The organism is Segnochrobactrum spirostomi (assembly GCF_009600605.1).
Lineage (GTDB): Bacteria > Pseudomonadota > Alphaproteobacteria > Rhizobiales > Segnochrobactraceae > Segnochrobactrum > Segnochrobactrum spirostomi.
In genome coordinates this window covers 2,058,802-2,075,181 of record NZ_VWNA01000001.1, presented here as the reverse complement: position 1 = coordinate 2,075,181, position 16,380 = coordinate 2,058,802, and the positions used below count along the sequence as shown (strand labels likewise).

Sequence of the window (16,380 nt, the reverse complement as noted above, 5' to 3'; positions counted from 1 at the left end):
TGTCGGCCCGTGTCTCGGGGGGATCGTCATGCTCATCGCCATCGCCGCGCTCGTCGTCGGCTTCGTCGCCGGCCTCAGAACCATGACGGCGCCGGCCGCCGTGAGCTGGGGTGCCCATCTCGGCTGGCTGCCCGTCGGCGGCACCTGGGCGGGCTTCATGGGCGCGGCGGTGACGCCCTATATCTTCACCCTGCTCGCGCTCCTCGAATACGTCGCCGATCAGCTCCCCTCGACGCCGAGCCGAAAGGTGCCGATGCAGTTCGGAGCCCGGATCGTCAGCGGTGCCTTCTGCGGGGCGGTGGTCGGAACCGCAGGCGGCGCCCTCGTCGTCGGCCTCATCGCGGGGGCGGTCGGGGCGGTCGTCGGCACCCTCCTCGGCTACGAGGCCCGGATCCGTCTCGTCAAAGCGACGGGCGGGCGCGACCTGCCGATCGCCCTTCTCGAAGACGCGGTGGCCATCGTCCTCGGCTTCGTCGCGGTGGGGGCGCTCGCATGAGCGGCCGCTTCGACGCGATCATCGTCGGCGCGGGTCAGGCCGGCCCGGCGCTCGCGGCGCGGCTCGACGCGGCCGGGCAGAATGTCGCCATCGTCGAGCGCCACCTGTTCGGCGGCACCTGCGTCAACACCGGCTGCATGCCGACGAAGACGCTCGTCGCCAGCGCCTATGCCGCGCACCTCGCCCGCCGCGCCGCCGAGTATGGCCTCGATGTCGGACCGGTCGTCGTCGACATGAAGCGTGTCGCGGCCCGCGCTCATCAGGTCACGCTGAACTCGCGGGGCAGCATCGAATCCTGGCTCGAGGGGCTCCCGCGCACGACGGTGATCCGCGGGCACGCCCGCTTCGTTTCGGCCGACACCCTCACCGTCGATGGCGAGGAGATCTCGGCCGCGCGCATCTTCCTCAATGTCGGCGGCCGGGCGGCGATCCCGGACATGCCCGGCCTCGGGGAGATCGATTATCTCACCAACACCTCGATCCTGGCGCTCGAGACCGTGCCGCGCCACCTCGTGGTGGTCGGCGGCAGCTATATCGGCCTCGAATTCGCGCAGATGTATCGCCGCTTCGGAGCCGAGGTCACGGTCGTCGAAAAGGGGCCGCGGTTGATCGCCCGCGAGGATGCGGACGTCTCGGAGGCGGTGCGCGGCATCCTCGAATCCGAGGGGATCGCGGTCCATGTCGGCGTCGGGAACGTGGCCTTCCGCCGGGAGGGCGGCGAGATCGCGGTCGGCATCGGGGACGCGGAGGTGATCGCCTCCCACGTCCTGATCGCGGTCGGGCGGCGGCCGAACACCGACGATCTCGGCCTCGACCGCGCCGGCGTGCGGCTCGACGCGCGTGGCTACATCGTCGTCGACGACCGGCTCGCGACCAACGTGCCCGGTATCTTCGCCCTCGGCGACTGCAACGGCCGGGGCGCCTTTACCCATACCGCCTACAACGATTTCGAGATCGTCGCGGCGAACCTCCTCGACGGGGCCGACCGCCGGTTGAGCCAGCGCATCCTGGGCTATGCGCTCTATACCGATCCGCCGCTCGGCCGCGTCGGCCTAACGGAGACCCAGGCGCGGGAGATCGGGCGGCCGATCCTCGTCGGCACCCGCCCGATGACCCGGGTCGGCCGCGCCATCGAGAAGGGGGAGACCCAAGGCTTCATGAAGATCGTGGTCGATGCCGAGACCAAACGGATTCTCGGCGCGTCCATCCTCGGCACCGGCGGCGACGAGGCGATCCACGGCATTCTCGACATCATGAACGCCGACGTGCCCTACACGGTGCTGCAATGGGCGGTGCCCATCCATCCGACCGTCTCGGAACTGATCCCCACGATGCTCGGTGATCTGAAGCCTGTACCGTGAGCGAAAACGGCCGGGCGCGAGGCCCGGCCGATGCCGTTGCGGGGTGTGACCGGCGCGGCTGTTACCGCACCCAGCGGCAATCGCGGACGGGCTGCATCGTGACGAGCGGCGGCGCGTAGGGCCGGCGCACGACGACGCGCTGATAATGGGTGCGGCATACCCGGTGGGGTCCGCGCGGCCCGACATAAGGGCCGCCCTGCCAGCCCGGCGGACCGGCTGAAGGCCCACGCTGCCAGCCCGGGGGCGGCGGAGGCGGGGGCGCGCCATATCCCGGCGCCGGCCGGCCGCCATAATAGCCGTCCCATTGGGCGGCGGCCGGACCGATCGCGGCGAGGGCCGTGCCGAGCACGGCCGCAGCGAACACGAGCGCGCGGGGCACGGAGAGAGTTTTCGGCATTCGAACCTCCTGTTGCAGAAGGCAGGCACAAGCCTGTCGATGCTGAAAACGTATTCGGCGGCGAATGAACCATGCCTGAGGCGGCCATTCACGCGCTATTCATCGGATGAAGTCGCGCTGCGCCGGCGGAACGTGCCGCTTCGCTCCATCGCAGAATGTCTGGAAAGGGTCGAAAAAGCTCGACGGGCGAGGCACTTGCGCACCTCGCCCGTCGGCAGCCCGCGGATCGCTCGCCCCCAAGCAGAGCGATCATTCCCCCAAAGGCGGGCAGCGGAAGATGCGATGGACGCCGCCTCGATTCCGCTGGTAGCCCCTTATTGCTGGGATTATTGCGGTCCGCTTCCCCCAGACGGGGGAGAAAATCAGCTTCACGAAGCCGTGGGGTCTCGCTCGGGCGCCACGCCGCCGAGCGTCAGGCCGTGGAGGAGGCGGACGAGATCGGCCTGACGGCCGACGCCGAGCTTGGCGAGCGCCGCCTTGATGTGGGTGCGTACCGTCTCGCGGGAGAGGCCGAGGCGGGCGGCGGCCTGCTCCGTGGTCATCCCCTCGGTCAGGAGCCGCGCCACCCGCGCCTCGGCCGGAGTGAGATCGAACAGGGCCGAGAGCAACGAGGTCTCGGGGCCGGGGCGAGCCTCCGCGACGGTTGCGACGAGAATCCACGAGCCGTCCTCGAACACGTCGCGCCCGGTGCGCCGCAGCGGGATGAGGTGGAGCACCGTTGGCGGCCGTCGTTCGGTGCGCGGCAGCGGGATCGACCGGGCCGCGTGATGCCCGGGTGCCGCCAGGGCGTGCGCCAGCATGTCGTCCGCAGCGCGGTCGAGAATGCGCAGGCGGTCGCCGCCGTCGCGGAGAAGGGAAGCGGTGAGCGGCTTCAGCGGCGCGTTCGACCGTAACAGGCGTCCGGTTTCGCCGAGCACCGCGGCGGGAAGGCCGATGAGTGCGAGCGCCTCCGCCGTCGCCCCGGCATGCTCGAGCCCGAGCCGGGCGGCGAGCAGCGCGGCGCGGGCGAGATGGGGGCGGAGCGCATCGAGACGGGCGACCACCTCCGGCTCGAACGGGCCGCGGGCGAGCGGGCGCTCGACATGGAGAATCAGGATGTCGCCGGTCGGCATATCGACGGCCGTGGCGAGGCCGCAGCCGAATCCGTGCGGCCAGAGATGATCGCGGAACAGCGGCTCCGTGGCCATTTCCTCGGGCGAGAATAGGTCCTCGTCGCGCAGAAAGCCGGCATGGGTCGCTGCGAGGAGGCGTTTCGGGCGCACCGCGGGTAGCGCCCAATGGGTCGAAAGATGGGCCTCGATCGCCGCATGGAAGCCGGGCGAGCAGAGCCACGACGCGCGTCCGCCGCGGTAGGTGAGCAGGATCGCCCCGGCCGCGTCTGCCTCCCGCGCCAAGGCCGCCAGCGTCTCGGGCCAAAGCCGCGGCACGGCGCCAGATTCGTAGATCAAGTCGATGAGATCGTGACCGAAACTATCGTCCACCGCATATCCCCAGGCTCACCGGAGGCTAGATGTCATTGTCCCGGCACCTTGTCGAGCCGAGACGGTGCCGCCGTCGTCGCGGTTTGGCCACGGTTTTCGCCGCTTCGAGGCCGGTATGATCGGTCGCACGTCATCGCTGGCGGTTTTGTGTTCCGCAACATTCTGGAATAATCGCCGCCGATGCGGCTTCCTGACGTTCGGAGCCGCTTTCGGCTCCGGCACAGCGGTTCTCGCCATGTCGCTCGATCATCGGGGTTTGTTCATCACCGGCGCGGACGAGCGCACCGCTGCGATGGTGCGCCGTTTCCAGCATGCGCTTCAGGCCTTTCGGGACGATGCCGGCGAGATCCTGATGATCGCGGAGGCGGCGCAAGCCTGCCCGGTGGTGCAGGCCTACGCGGCGGCGATCCACCTCTACGGCCAGACGCAAGCGGACATCCGCGCCAACGCGCTGCCGCTCGTCGCCCGGGCCGAACGTCATGCCGATTCCCTGACCGAGCGCGAACGCAAGCTCGTCGCCGCGGTCGCGGCCTGGGCACGCTGCGATTTCGCAACCGCCGTGCGGCGCTTCGAGGAGATCGTGGCGGCGTGGCCGGAGGATCTGACCGCGATCAAGTTCGCCGAGTTCGTCTTCTTCGAGTCGCCCGATTTTCCGCGCCATCTGCGCCTGATGGAGGCCGCCGCCCCGGCCAACCGCGACAGCGCGCCGTTCCTCGCGATGCAGGCCTTCGCGAACGAGCTCAACGGCCATTACGAGATGGCCCAGAGCCTCGCCGAACAGGCGATCGCCCTCGAGTTCGACACGCCGTGGGCCCATCACGCCCTCGCCCACGTCTATCTCAACACCGGCCGGCTCGCCGACGGCCTCCAGGTGCTCGACCGCTTCGCCGCGACGTGGATGGACCACGGCGCCGCCGTTCGCGAGCACAATGTCTGGCACGTGGCGCTGCTGCATCTCGGCCGGCTCGACAGCGCCAGCGCGCTGCGCCTCTATCATCAATATCTCTGCACGTCGCCCGAGTCCGTGTTCGAGCATACGGACGCGATCTCGCTCCTGTGGCGGCTCGATCTCGTCGGCGAGGCGGTCGGCGCGGATCTCTGGCAGCGCTTCGTGCCCCACGCCCGTGCCCGCATCCGCGAACGGGTGATGCCCTTCCTCAATGCCCACTATGCCTACGCGCTGGTGCGCGCGGGGCACGCCGCCGAGGCGGAGGAGGCCGTTGCGGAGCTCGCGGCGGAGGCGGTTCAAGGCGGCGCCATCGTTTGGGAGACCGGCGTGACGCTGATGCGCGGCGTCATCGCGCTCGCCCGCGGCGATGGGCGCTCGGCCGCGGGGAGCTTGGAGCGGGTGTTCGAGTCCGTCCGGCTGGTCGGCGGCAGTGACGCCCAGAACGACCTGTTCCGCCTGAGCTGCGTGCGCGCGATGACCCTGTCGGGACGCCGCGGGGAGGCTGCGGCGATGATGGCCCAGATGGTTGGCGGCCGGGCGCTCACGTCCTTCGAGGAGGCGCTGCTGGCGAAGCCCGTTGCGCTCGTGGTGTCACGCTGATGCGGGGCGGGCGGCGGTGCGGCGGAAACGGATCAGCGTGTAGACGCCGAACGGCGGCAATGGCCGCCGCTCGATGAGCTCCATCTCCGGGTGCGCCTCCGCCCAGTGGGTCAGCCGCGAGAACGGAAATTCCGGTCGCAGGCCCATCGAGCGGGTGCGGCGGGCGAACCAGCGTTCCACCGCCGCAGCCGCTCCGCGCTCGGAATAGAGATGGTTGACGAGCACCACCTCGCCGCCCGGGCGCACCACGCGGGCGCATTCGTCGAGCACGCCTTCCGGATTTTCGACGAGGGTGATGACGAACTGGGCGACGACGCAATCGAACGCGGCGGCGGGAAATTCCAGGGCGTGGGCGTCCATCTGGTGGAGCGCCTTGACCCAGGGAAAGCGGCCGCTGGCGAGACGGCGGCGCGCCTTGTCGAGCATCGGCGCCGACATGTCGATGCCGGTGATTTCTGCCGTGCCGCGATAATCGGCGAAGGACAGCCCCGTTCCGACGCCGATTTCCAGAATCCGGCCGCCGACCGAGCGGGCGGCGGTCGCTGCGGCGCGCCGGCCGGAGGCGCAGATCGGTCCGACGACGGCGTCGTAAACCGGCGCCCAGCGGGCATAAGCCTCCTCGATCGTGCGGCGGTCGAGATCGAGCGTCACGTCACGGGTCATCGTCGGTCCCTTGAGCGGGAGGGCGGCGCAAACCGCGCCGGAGAAGGTCAGCCGTCTTGTGCTAAGTCGGCTATATGACGCACTGACAACAGCGTGGGCGGCGCTCGCGCCGCTGTCGGACCGGAGAAGCGCGCCGCCGACCGCACCGTCGCTAAGACGGCGATCAGGTTCTCCTTGTTCCCGCCTTGGTTTCGGGGCAATGAGAGCGCCATTCTCCCGCCGGCATCGGGATGGACGCCCCGCATCAGAGGCACGCTCGCCTCGAGGCTGGATTGTCCGGGTCGGGAAAACCCGCGGGCCCGCCGTGGTCCGAAGGAGACGTGCTTTGCAGGATCTCGTGGCCCAGGCCGGCCAGTTCATCGAAGTGCATCGCGCCTGGGCGGGTCCGATTCTGGCCATGCTCGCGTTCGGCGAATCGATGGCCTTCATCGGTCTCTTCATTCCGGCGACGGCGCTGATGATCCTGGCCGGTGGACTGATCGGGGCGGGCCAGCTCGACCCGCTCGCCGTCATCATCTGGTCGATCGTCGGCGCATCGCTCGGCGACGCGGTGTCCTACTGGCTCGGCCGCCGCATCGGCCGCCGCGCCTTCACCCGCTGGCCGCTCAACCGCGACAAGACGTCGATCGCCCGGGGCCGCCTGTTCTTCCGCAAATACGGCTCGGCCTCGATCTTCCTCGGCCGCTTCTTCGGTCCGGTCCGGGCCATCGTGCCCATCGTCGCCGGCATGATGGAAATGGACGGCCGACGTTTCCAGCTCGCCAACGTGCTCTCGGCGGTGGTCTGGGTTCCCGTGATGCTCGCCCCCGGCTATCTGGCGGCGAAGAGCCTCGTCAATCTCGAGGAGGTCACCGAGGCGCACTGGCTCGGCTTCGTTGCCATCGCCGCGGCGCTGACGGTCGCCGGAACGGTCGGCGTCCTCAAGATCATCGGCCGGCGGGCCAAGGACCGTCCGCGCCGCCGCGGCACCGTGCCGGTGCGCGGCGAAGGCGCGTGATCGCGCCAGTCGTCCTAACCTCTCGATAACATTATGCCGCGATCGTGTTCGCGCACGGCCTGCCCTCGGCGGGCTGTGGCCGTGACGCAACCCATCGCGCCCTGGGCGCATGGTAGGACGAGCGATCCTTCAGTGTGCCCGAGTGTGACATGACCCGTAAGACCTCCGACGAGACCGCCGTGCGCCTGACCCGGCGCGCCGTGGTCGGCGGCCTGCCGCTTTTCCTCGCCGCCTGCGCCACGGCCCGCGTGCAACCCGGCCTCGCCCCGATCGACCCGATCTATGTCGCGATGTACGGGCCCATCACCACCGAGCCCTATCCCGTTCCGGCCATCGACCTGCACAAGGTGGACCGCAAGTTCTGGCGCCAGCAGGTCACCTATATCGGCGACGAACCGCCGGGGACCATCGTCGTCTATCCGGACGAGAAGCTGCTCTACTTCGTGCTCGAGGGCGGTCAGGCGATCCGCTACGGCGTCGGCGTCAGCAAGGAAGGCTACCGCAATCCGGGCAACGCCATCGTCGGCCGCAAGGCGGAATGGCCGCATTGGACGCCGACGGCGAACATGATCGCGGTGAAGCCGGAATTGCGGAAATTTGCGGCCGGCATGGACGGCGGCATCGGCAACCCGCTCGGCGCCCGCGCGCTCTATCTCTATCGCGGCGGCCGCGACACCCGTTACCGCATCCACGGCACCAACGAGCCGTGGACGATCGGCCACCGGGTGTCGTCGGGCTGCGTCCGGATGATGAACCAGGACATCATCGACCTCTACAACCGTGCGCCGGTGGGCACGCGGGTCGTCGTCGTCGAGGACAAGAGCGACGGCGGCAGGGACGCCACCTGACGCGACGAGGCCCGTCCCCGAAAGGAAAGGCTGCCCTCGAAAAGAAAGCGGCCGCACCCTTCGGTGCGGCCGCTTCGTTTCGCCGTCAATTCACAATCAGGCCGCGAGCGAGGCCATGTCGATGGCGAAGCGATATTTGACGTCGCTCTTCAGCATCCGCTCGTAGGCGGTGTTGATCTCGTCGATCTTGATCACCTCCACGTCGGACGTGATGCCGTGCTCGGCGCAGAAATCGAGCATCTCCTGGGTCTCCGGGATGCCGCCGATCAGCGAACCGGCGAACGAGCGGCGGCCGAGCACGAGCCCCATGGTCACGACCTGGAACGGCTTCTCCGGCACGCCGACCGAGACGATCGTGCCGTCGCGCTTCAGAAGCGCGATGTAGGCGTTGATGTCGTGGGGCGCGGAGACGCAATCGAGGATGAAGTCGAAGCTGCCGGCGTGGGCCTTCATCTCGTCCGCATTGGTCGAGATGATGACGGTGTCGGCGCCGAGCCGCTTGGCGTCTTCCGCCTTGGACGGCGAGGTGGTGAACAGCGCGACCTGCGCGCCGAAGGCATGGGCGAACTTCAAGCCCATGTGGCCGAGGCCGCCGAGGCCGACGATGCCGACCTTCTTACCCGGTCCGACCTTCCAGTGCCGCAGCGGCGAATAGGTGGTGATGCCGGCGCACAGCAGCGGGGCAGCGGCGGCCGGATCGAGCGTGTCCGCAATCTTGAGGACGAAGCCTTCATAGACCACGACCGACTTCGAATAGCCGCCGTAGGTCATGCCGCCGGTGTGCTTGTCGGGCGCGTTGTAGGTCCCGATCATGCCGGCTTCGCAGAACTGCTCCAGGCCTTCCTTGCAGCTCGAGCAGGTCCGGCAGGAATCGACCATGCAGCCGACGCCGACGAGATCGCCCGCCTTGAAGCGGGTGACGTCGCTGCCGACGCGCTTCACCCGGCCCACGATCTCGTGGCCCGGCACCACCGGATAGGTGGAGACGCCCCATTCGTTGCGGGCCATGTGGAGGTCGGAATGGCAGACCCCGCAATAGAGGATGTCGATCTCGACGTCCTCCGGCGTGGGATCGCGGCGCTCGAAGGAGAACGGGGCGAGCGGCTGGTCGGGAGCCGTCGCGGCATATCCGATGCATGAGAACATGGGTCTCTCCGGGATTGTCGCGGGCCGTGCGGCGCGCGCCGGTCCGGCGAACCCCGTCATCGGCAGATGGGAAACGCGGACGGACGATCCGTCCTGAGAGGCGGGAGCGGCGGAGGCCACCGCGGACTTGAAATCAGCGGCCCGCGGCACCCGATACGAAGCGGCGCGCGACCGATGACGAGGTGATCTTGCGGGATCGGGGGAAAACGCCGATCCCGTTCCGGCGGCGGGCAGGGCACCCGTGCCTCTCCTTTAGGTGGCGCCGAAAGCGGGCGGAGACAAGAGGCGGCGTTCGATTTCACGCGCCTGTGCGCGAGCGCGGGGCGATCCGTAACGTGGCAACGCGGCGTGCGTCATGCCCGGGCCATCCGGCCGCCTGGACTTCGCGGCGCGAACGATTCAGTGTGCCACCGATCCGACGTGGCGTGCCCGGTGCATGGTCCTCGAGCCATGAGCCTCGCGCCGTGCGTCACCGGAACCCTCTTCGATCCGTCCGGAGTTCTCCCGTGTCCGAAGTCCTGTTGCCGAGCCGAGACGCGGCCGATGCCGTGCCGGTCTATGCCGTCCGTCCCGCCGAGATCGAGACCCTCGGCGCTTCGCTCGGAGGCGCCGCCGCGGCGTGGATCGCCGCCGCCCGCTTCGATGCGTCCGCGGGCAGCGTGATCGTGGTCCCCGGCAGCGACGGCGCCATCGCCGCCGCGCTCCTCGGCCTCGGCACTGGCGATGCCGGCCCGCTGGTCGCCGGGGCACTCGCGACCGCGCTGCCGGCGGGCCGCTACCGCCTCGCGTCGGGCTTCCCCGACCTCCAGGCCGCGGCCCTCGCCTTCGCCCTCGGGGCTACCGCTTCGACCGCTACCGTACGGCCAAGCCCCGCGACGTGCTGCTCTGCGAGCCGGAGGGCATCGATGCGGCCGAGCTCGAGCGCGTCGTGGCCGGCGTCTATCTCACCCGCGACCTCGTCAATACGCCGGCTAATGATCTCGGTCCGGCCGAGCTCGCCGCCACCGCCGAAGCCCTCGCCCGGCGCTTCGGCGCGACGTTCCGCCAGATCGTCGGCGACGACCTTCTCGCCGAGCGCTTCCCGCTCGTCCACGCCGTCGGCATGGGTAGCGAGCGGGAAGCGCGCCTTCTCGACATCACCTGGGGCGACGCGGCGCACCCGAAGGTGACGCTGGTCGGCAAGGGCGTCTGCTTCGACACCGGCGGTCTCAACATCAAGACCGGCAACTACATGACGCTCATGAAGAAGGACATGGGCGGGGCGGCGAGCGTGCTCGGCCTCGCCCGGATGATCCTCGACGCCGCCCTGCCGGTGCGCCTGCGTGTCATCATCCCGGCGGTCGAGAACGCCATCTCGGGCCGCGCCTTCCGCCCCGGCGACGTGTTCCGCAGCCGCAAGGGCCTCAGCGTCGAGATCGGCGACACCGACGCCGAGGGCCGGCTGGTGCTCGCCGACGCCCTCGCGCTCGCGACCGAAGACGAGCCGGACCTGCTCGTCGATCTCGCCACCCTGACCGGGGCGGCGCGGGTTGCGGTGGGTCCCGACCTGCCGCCCTTCTACACCGAGGACGACGCCTTCGCGGCCGAGTTCGCGGCCGCCGGCCTCGCCGTCGGCGATCCGGTGTGGCGCCTGCCGCTGTGGAAGCCCTATGCCCGCTGGCTCGAATCGAAGGTCGCGGACCTGAACAACATCTCGAGCGCGCCGTTCGCCGGCTCGATCACCGCCGCCCTGTTTCTCCAGCGCTTCGCCGAAGGCGCCAAGACCTGGGTCCATGGCGACATCTATGCCTGGACGCCGTCGGCGCGGCCGGGCCGGCCCGAGGGCGGCGAGGCCCAGGCGATCCGCGCCCTCTATGCCGTGATCGCCGCCCGCGCGGCGGCGGGCACCCTCGCCTCGACCTGAGAGGGCGCCATGCCGAGCGACGCGATCCTCGAAGGGAACGTCGGCCATCCGGAAGGTGATCTGCGCCGCATCGCGGCCGGATCGGCGCCGCTGCGCCGCGAGCCGCGGGCCCATTCGGGGCTCGACACCGAACTGCTCGCCGGCGAGGCGGTCCGCCTTCACGGCGCCCCGGAGGCCGGCTGGATCGCCGTCGAACGGCTCTATGACGGTTATCGCGGCTTCGTTCCTGCGGACGCGCTCGGACCCCACGATCCGGCGCCGACCCACCGCGTCCTCGTGCGGCGCACCTTCGTCTATCCGGAAGCCGAGATGAAGCGGCCGCCGCGCGCCGTGCTGACGCTCGGCTCCGAGGTCGCCGTCGTCGGCACCGCGGAAACCCGCGGCCTCGGCTTCGCGCTCCTCGCCGACGGCGCGGCGATCGTCGCGTCCCATCTGGTGCCGGTTACCCATCGCGCGCCCGATTGGGTGGCGGTCGCCGAGCGCTTCGTCGGCACGCCTTATCTCTGGGGCGGCACCACCGCGGACGGCATCGATTGTTCGGGCCTCGTCCAGCTCGCCCTGCGCCTCGCCGGCCAAGGGACGCCCCGCGACACCGGCCCGCAGGAACGCGGGGTCGGCACCGTCGTCGCCGGCGGCAGCGGGGAGGCGATCGCCCTGCCGGCGGACGCCCGCCGCGGCGACCTGCTGTTCTGGCCGGGGCACGTCGCGATCCTCGTCGACGACCGCCGGATGCTCCATGCGAGCGGTCACCACATGGAAGTGGTGATCGAGGATGCCGCCGCGGCGATCGCCCGGATCGCGTCGGCGGGTGTCGCGTTGCGCACCATCCGCCGCCTGTGAGGGCGCGGGGCGGCGCCATGCCGACGCTTTGATGGCCGCCCGCCCTGGGAAGTGCCGCAATCGTTGGCTATATCGTTCATTATCCGTTCCAGGTCGCGATTCGCCGAAGGCCCGTTTGCTTTGATGCCGCCCGCGGGAGATCCCGCCCATCCGTTCGACGACGATCCGTTCCCGCCCGCCCCCGCGCGCGGCGAGCCGGACGGCTTCGCGCCGAAGCGCGGCGGCATCGCCGACCGCGCCCGCGGCGTCATGGCGCCCGCGCCCTATCTCGAGGGGCTCAATCCGGAACAGCGCAAGGCCGTGGAGACGGTCGACGGGCCGGTGCTCGTCCTCGCCGGCGCCGGCACCGGCAAGACCCGGGTTCTGACCACCCGCATCGCCCACATCCTCGCCTCCGGCCGGGCGCGCCCGTTCGAAATCCTCGCCGTCACCTTCACCAACAAGGCGGCGCGCGAGATGCGCCACCGCATTTCGAGCCTCGTCGGCGGCACCGTCGAGGGCATGGCCTGGCTCGGCACGTTCCATTCGATCGGGACGAAGATCCTGCGCCGCCATGCCGAGCTCGTCGGCCTGCGCTCCGATTTCACCATTCTCGATACCGACGACCAGCTCCGCCTGATGAAGCAGATCATCGCGGCGGAGAACATCGACGAGAAGCGATGGCCTGCGCGCCAGCTCGCGAACCTGATCGATTCCTGGAAGAATCGCGGCCTGACGCCGGACAAGGTGGCGGCCTCCGAAGGCCGCGGCTTCGCCGGTGGGCGGGGCCAGGCGCTCTACGCCGCCTACCAGGACCGGCTCAAGGTTCTGAACGCGGTCGATTTCGGCGATCTCCTCGTCGAACCGATCCGCCTATTCCGCGACCATCCCGACGTGCTCGCCGATTATCAGCGCCGTTTCCGCTACATGCTGGTGGACGAGTACCAGGACACCAACGTCGCCCAATATCTGTGGCTGCGCCTGCTCGCCCAGTCGAACCCGAACATCTGCTGCGTCGGCGACGACGACCAGTCGATCTACGGCTGGCGCGGCGCGGAGGTCGACAACATCCTGCGCTTCGAGCGGGATTTCCCCGGTGCCGTGGTGATCCGCCTCGAGCGCAATTATCGCTCGACCGCGCCGATCCTCGCCGCCGCCTCGCACCTCATCGCCCACAACGAGGGCCGGCTCGGCAAGACGCTGTTCACCGACGCCCGCGATCCCGATGCGGCGAAGGTCATCGTCGCCTCCGCCTGGGATTCAACGGAGGAAGCCCGCGCCATCGGCGACGAGATCGAGAGCCTGCACCGCAAGGGCCACAAGCTCGACGAGATCGCGATCCTGATGCGCGCCTCGTTCCAGATGCGCGAGTTCGAGGATCGCTTCGTCACCCTCGGCCTGCCCTACCGGGTGATCGGCGGCCCGCGCTTCTACGAGCGGATGGAGATCCGCGACGCGCTCGCTTATTTCCGCGCCACCGTGCAGCCGGCCGACGACCTCGCCTTCGAGCGCATCGTCAACACTCCGAAGCGCGGCCTCGGCGAGGCGACGCTGAAGCTTTGCCACGACATCGCCCGTTCGCGCCGCATTCCGTTGATGGCGGCGGCGGCCGAGCTCGTGATGACGGAGGAATTGAAGCCGAAGGCGCGCTCGACCTTGCGGGATCTCCTCGCCGCCTTCGCCCGCTGGCGGACCGAGCTCGACCGGGTCGGCCACACCGAGCTCGCCGAGATCATTCTCGACGAATCCGGCTACACCGAAATGTGGAAGCTCGACCGCTCGGCCGATGCGCCGGGCCGCCTCGAAAACCTCAAGGAGCTCGTCCGCTCCATGCAGGATTTCGAATCGATGGGGAGCTTCCTCGAGCACATCTCCCTCGTCATGGACGCCGAGAGCGAGGCGGGCCAGGACGCGGTGACGCTGATGACGCTCCACGGCGCCAAGGGCCTCGAGTTCGACACCGTCTTCCTGCCGGGCTGGGAGGAGGGGCTTTTTCCCCACCAGCGCGCCCTCGACGAGGCCGGCCGGTCCGGGCTCGAGGAGGAGCGGCGGCTCGCTTATGTCGGGCTCACCCGGGCGCGGCGCCGTGCCTTCGTCTGGTTCGCCTCGAACCGGCGCGTCCACGGTCTGTGGCAGACCACGGTCCCGTCGCGCTTTCTCGACGAACTGCCGGAGGCTCATGTCGAGGTCCGCGAGGCGACCGGCTACGGCGGCGGCTACGGGATGAGCGGCTACGGCGGATACGGCGCGAGTCGGTTCGACCGCGGCGAGACCTTCTCTTCGTCCTACACGACGCCCGGCTGGGAGCGCGCGCAGGCGCGGTCGCAGGCGAGCGCTCAGACGACGCGGGGCACGGGCGGGTCGGGTGCGGCGGCTGCGCGGCGGCTGCGCGATGGCGGCGCCACCATCGAGGGCGAGCTCGTCGCCAAGAGCGTCGTCGAGACGGCGTCGGCCTTTTCGAAAGGCGACCGGGTCTTCCACCAGAAATTTGGCAACGGCAGCGTCGAACTCGTCGACGGCAACAAACTCACTATCGATTTCGACAAGGCCGGCAGCAAGAAGGTGCTCGATTCCTTCGTTGAGCGGATCTGAAGCCGCCCGCTCGTTCCGGCGCGTCGTCGCGCTGCCGGACAGAGTCCCTGGGGTCGGTCGTTGAAACGCTACGTCCGCCCGTTCCGGGCGCCGCGATCGACCATGATCCGCGGTCGCCTCGGCGGCCGGTCGCGTCTCTCATTCCACAAGCGTTGTGATGCCTCGGTGCGCCGAGACGGATCGAGAAGCGCGGCACCCCCTCGCGCGCCGCTCGAACCGCCCGGAGCATCAGGCCGCGCGCTCTTCCTCGACGAGGGTCTCGGTCGCGACGATCGCCTGCTCGAGGTCGGCGATCTTGCGCAAGACGCCGTCCGACGGGAGCATCTTGGCCCGCGCGGCGGCCACGATCAGCTCGCGTTGCGCCACCTTCAGACGATCCAACAGCTCGACGAGATCCTCTTGCACGTTCCGTCTTCCTCATTCCCGGGGGGAGCGGCATCGCCGCAGAATATAAAGGGTCAGATCGCGCGGAGCCCGTTGCGTGCCGTTCGAGAAACGGGAGCGTATCTGCCCCGCCGTTTATCATGGGTAAGCCGAAAGTCCAAAGACTGTTGCACGGCCGCCCAAATGTCGGGGCTTGCGACGCGGCGTCGGCGAGACGAGGATCCACCGCGCTATTGGGGAGCTTCGAATGACTGACGAGCCGACACTCGATCCGCAGGACTGGAGCGCCCTGCGCGCCGTCTTCCACGAAGCCGTCGACGACGGCATCGCCTATCTCGCCGGTGCGAACGACCGCCCGGTCTGGGTGCCGCCGCCGCCGGAGGCGATCGCCCGCCTCACCGAGCCGGTGCCCCATGGACCGACGCCGATCGAGGATATCTACGCGACCTTCCGCACGTCGATCCTGCCCTACGCCGTCGGCAACGTGAACCCGTCCTTCTTCGGCTGGGTCCATGGCGCCGGCAACGCCCAGGGCGTGCTCGGCGAGATGCTCGCCGCCTTCATGAACTGCAATGTCGGGGGGCGCGAGCACATCGCCGTCCACCTCGAGCGCCAGGTCATCGATTGGTGCAAGGCGCTGATGGGCTTCCCCGAGACCGCGAGCGGCATTCTGACGAGCGGCACCTCGCTCGGCACGCTGATCGCCATGACGGTCGCTCGCGATGCCCGGGCCGACGGCGACGTCGCCCGTGACGGGGTGGCCGCCGCCGCCCGGGGTCTCGTCGCCTACGCCTCGTCCGAGGCGCATTCCTGCTTCGCCAAGGCGTTCGATCTGCTCGGCCTCGGCCGCGCCGCGGTGCGCATCGTGCCGGTCGATGCCGACCGCCGCATCGATTGCGACGCCCTGGAGCGGATGATCGCCGCCGACCGGGCGGCCGGGCTCAAACCCTTCTGCGCAGTCGCCACCGCCGGCACCGTCAATACGGGTGCGATCGACGACATCGCCCGCGTCGGCGCCATCTGCCGGCGGGAAGATCTGTGGTTCCACGTCGATGCGGCGTTCGGTGCCTTCGCCGGCCTCGTCGAGGAGCACCGCGCCGAGGTCGCGGCGATGAGCGGCGCCGATTCGATGGCGTTCGACTTCCACAAATGGCTCCAGGTGCCCTACGACGCCGGCTGCGTGCTGGTGCGCGACGCCGGGGCCCACCGGGCGGCGTTCGCGGCGCGCAAGGAATATCTCGCCGGCGCCGAGCGCGGCCTCGCCGGCGGCGAGCCTTGGTTCTGCGATTACGGGCCGGAACTCTCCCGCTCGTTCCGCGCCTTGAAGGTGTGGTTCACCATCAAGAGCCACGGCATCGACGGGCTCGGCGCGATCGTCGCCAAGAATTGCCGGCAGGCGCGGCACCTCGGCGAGGTGGTTGGCCGTCATGCGCCGCGATTGGAGCTCTTGGCGCCGGTCAGCCTCAACATCGTCTGCTTCCGCTACGTGCCCGAGGGCGCCTCGCCGGAGGCGGCGAACACCCTCAACAAGGAGCTCGTCGCCGATCTCCAGGAGCAGGGCATCGCCGCGCCCTCGACCACGACGCTGGGTGGACTGACGGCGATCCGCGTCTGCCTCGTCAACCACCGCACCCGCACGCTCGACCTCGACCGCCTGATCGAGGCCGTGCTGCGCATCGGGCGCGAGCGGGAAGGGCGCCTCGCCGGAGAGTGAGGCGCCCGCTCGATAAAGAGGCCCCGAAAC

13 protein-coding genes and 1 pseudogene are annotated in these 16,380 nt (G+C 69.7%); 9 read left to right on the top strand and 5 right to left on the bottom strand.

Annotated elements, in window-relative coordinates; genetic code table 11:
* The first annotated feature begins 28 nt into the window (after nt 1-28).
* Nucleotides 29-496, top strand: coding sequence for a DUF4126 domain-containing protein (locus F0357_RS09310; RefSeq protein ID WP_153480136.1), 468 nt, complete (start codon nt 29-31; stop codon nt 494-496).
* A complete protein-coding gene (locus F0357_RS09305) occupies nt 493-1,857 on the top strand; it encodes an FAD-containing oxidoreductase (protein WP_153480132.1) in 1,365 nt (454 codons plus the stop codon). The genes F0357_RS09310 and F0357_RS09305 overlap by 4 nt, the downstream gene beginning before the upstream one ends.
* A 61-nt stretch (nt 1,858-1,918) precedes the next feature.
* Here F0357_RS09305 and F0357_RS09300 read toward each other — a convergent pair whose 3' ends face one another.
* Together F0357_RS09300 and F0357_RS25175 are read right to left on the bottom strand one after the other, a co-directional pair.
* Nucleotides 1,919-2,254, bottom strand: coding sequence for a hypothetical protein (locus tag F0357_RS09300; protein WP_153480129.1), 336 nt, complete (start codon nt 2,252-2,254; stop codon nt 1,919-1,921).
* Nucleotides 2,255-2,622: 368 nt separating this feature from the next.
* Nucleotides 2,623-3,735, bottom strand: coding sequence for a helix-turn-helix transcriptional regulator (locus F0357_RS25175; protein ID WP_153480126.1), 1,113 nt, complete (start codon nt 3,733-3,735; stop codon nt 2,623-2,625).
* A 235-nt stretch (nt 3,736-3,970) separates the two neighbouring features.
* On the opposite strand from F0357_RS25175, the gene F0357_RS09290 reads away from it, so the two are divergent.
* A complete protein-coding gene (locus F0357_RS09290; RefSeq protein WP_153480123.1) occupies nt 3,971-5,284 on the top strand; it encodes a tetratricopeptide repeat protein in 1,314 nt (437 codons plus the stop codon).
* On the opposite strand, the gene F0357_RS09285 is transcribed toward F0357_RS09290, so the two are convergent.
* Entirely contained in the window at nt 5,276-5,935 is a 660-nt protein-coding gene (locus F0357_RS09285) for a class I SAM-dependent methyltransferase (protein ID WP_312861695.1), read from the bottom strand. The genes F0357_RS09290 and F0357_RS09285 overlap by 9 nt on opposite strands.
* Before the next feature lie 337 nt (nt 5,936-6,272).
* Between F0357_RS09285 and F0357_RS09280 the strand changes: the two genes are divergently transcribed.
* The gene (locus F0357_RS09280; protein ID WP_153480117.1) at nt 6,273-6,944 is read left to right on the top strand and encodes a DedA family protein; all 672 of its coding nucleotides are present in this window, start codon (nt 6,273-6,275) and stop codon (nt 6,942-6,944) included.
* A 149-nt stretch (nt 6,945-7,093) separates the two neighbouring features.
* Nucleotides 7,094-7,792, top strand: coding sequence for a L,D-transpeptidase (locus tag F0357_RS09275; RefSeq protein ID WP_153480114.1), 699 nt, complete (start codon nt 7,094-7,096; stop codon nt 7,790-7,792).
* A 96-nt stretch (nt 7,793-7,888) separates the two neighbouring features.
* Here F0357_RS09275 and F0357_RS09270 read toward each other — a convergent pair whose 3' ends face one another.
* The gene (locus F0357_RS09270) at nt 7,889-8,938 is read right to left on the bottom strand and encodes an NAD(P)-dependent alcohol dehydrogenase (protein ID WP_153480111.1); all 1,050 of its coding nucleotides are present in this window, start codon (nt 8,936-8,938) and stop codon (nt 7,889-7,891) included.
* Between the two features lie 506 nt (nt 8,939-9,444).
* Here F0357_RS09270 and F0357_RS09265 point away from each other — a divergent pair.
* The 3 genes and pseudogenes from F0357_RS09265 to F0357_RS09255 all read left to right on the top strand — a co-directional run bounded on the left by F0357_RS09265 (nt 9,445) and on the right by F0357_RS09255 (nt 14,252).
* Nucleotides 9,445-10,841: pseudogene (locus tag F0357_RS09265) on the top strand (leucyl aminopeptidase family protein).
* A gap of 9 nt (nt 10,842-10,850) precedes the next feature.
* Nucleotides 10,851-11,681: a C40 family peptidase gene (locus F0357_RS09260; RefSeq protein ID WP_153480109.1), complete on the top strand. Its 831-nt coding sequence runs from the start codon at nt 10,851-10,853 to the stop codon at nt 11,679-11,681.
* 123 nt (nt 11,682-11,804) lie between these two features.
* Nucleotides 11,805-14,252: an ATP-dependent helicase gene (locus tag F0357_RS09255; RefSeq protein ID WP_153480106.1), complete on the top strand. Its 2,448-nt coding sequence runs from the start codon at nt 11,805-11,807 to the stop codon at nt 14,250-14,252.
* 228 nt (nt 14,253-14,480) lie between these two features.
* On the opposite strand, the gene F0357_RS09250 is transcribed toward F0357_RS09255, so the two are convergent.
* A complete protein-coding gene (locus tag F0357_RS09250; RefSeq protein WP_153480103.1) occupies nt 14,481-14,657 on the bottom strand; it encodes a hypothetical protein in 177 nt (58 codons plus the stop codon).
* Between the two features lie 226 nt (nt 14,658-14,883).
* Here F0357_RS09250 and F0357_RS09245 point away from each other — a divergent pair, with 226 nt between their 5' ends.
* Nucleotides 14,884-16,350 carry a pyridoxal phosphate-dependent decarboxylase family protein gene (locus F0357_RS09245; protein ID WP_153480100.1) on the top strand — a complete coding sequence of 489 codons (1,467 nt, stop codon included), beginning with the start codon at nt 14,884-14,886 and terminating at the stop codon, nt 16,348-16,350.
* Nucleotides 16,351-16,380: the final 30 nt, after the last annotated feature.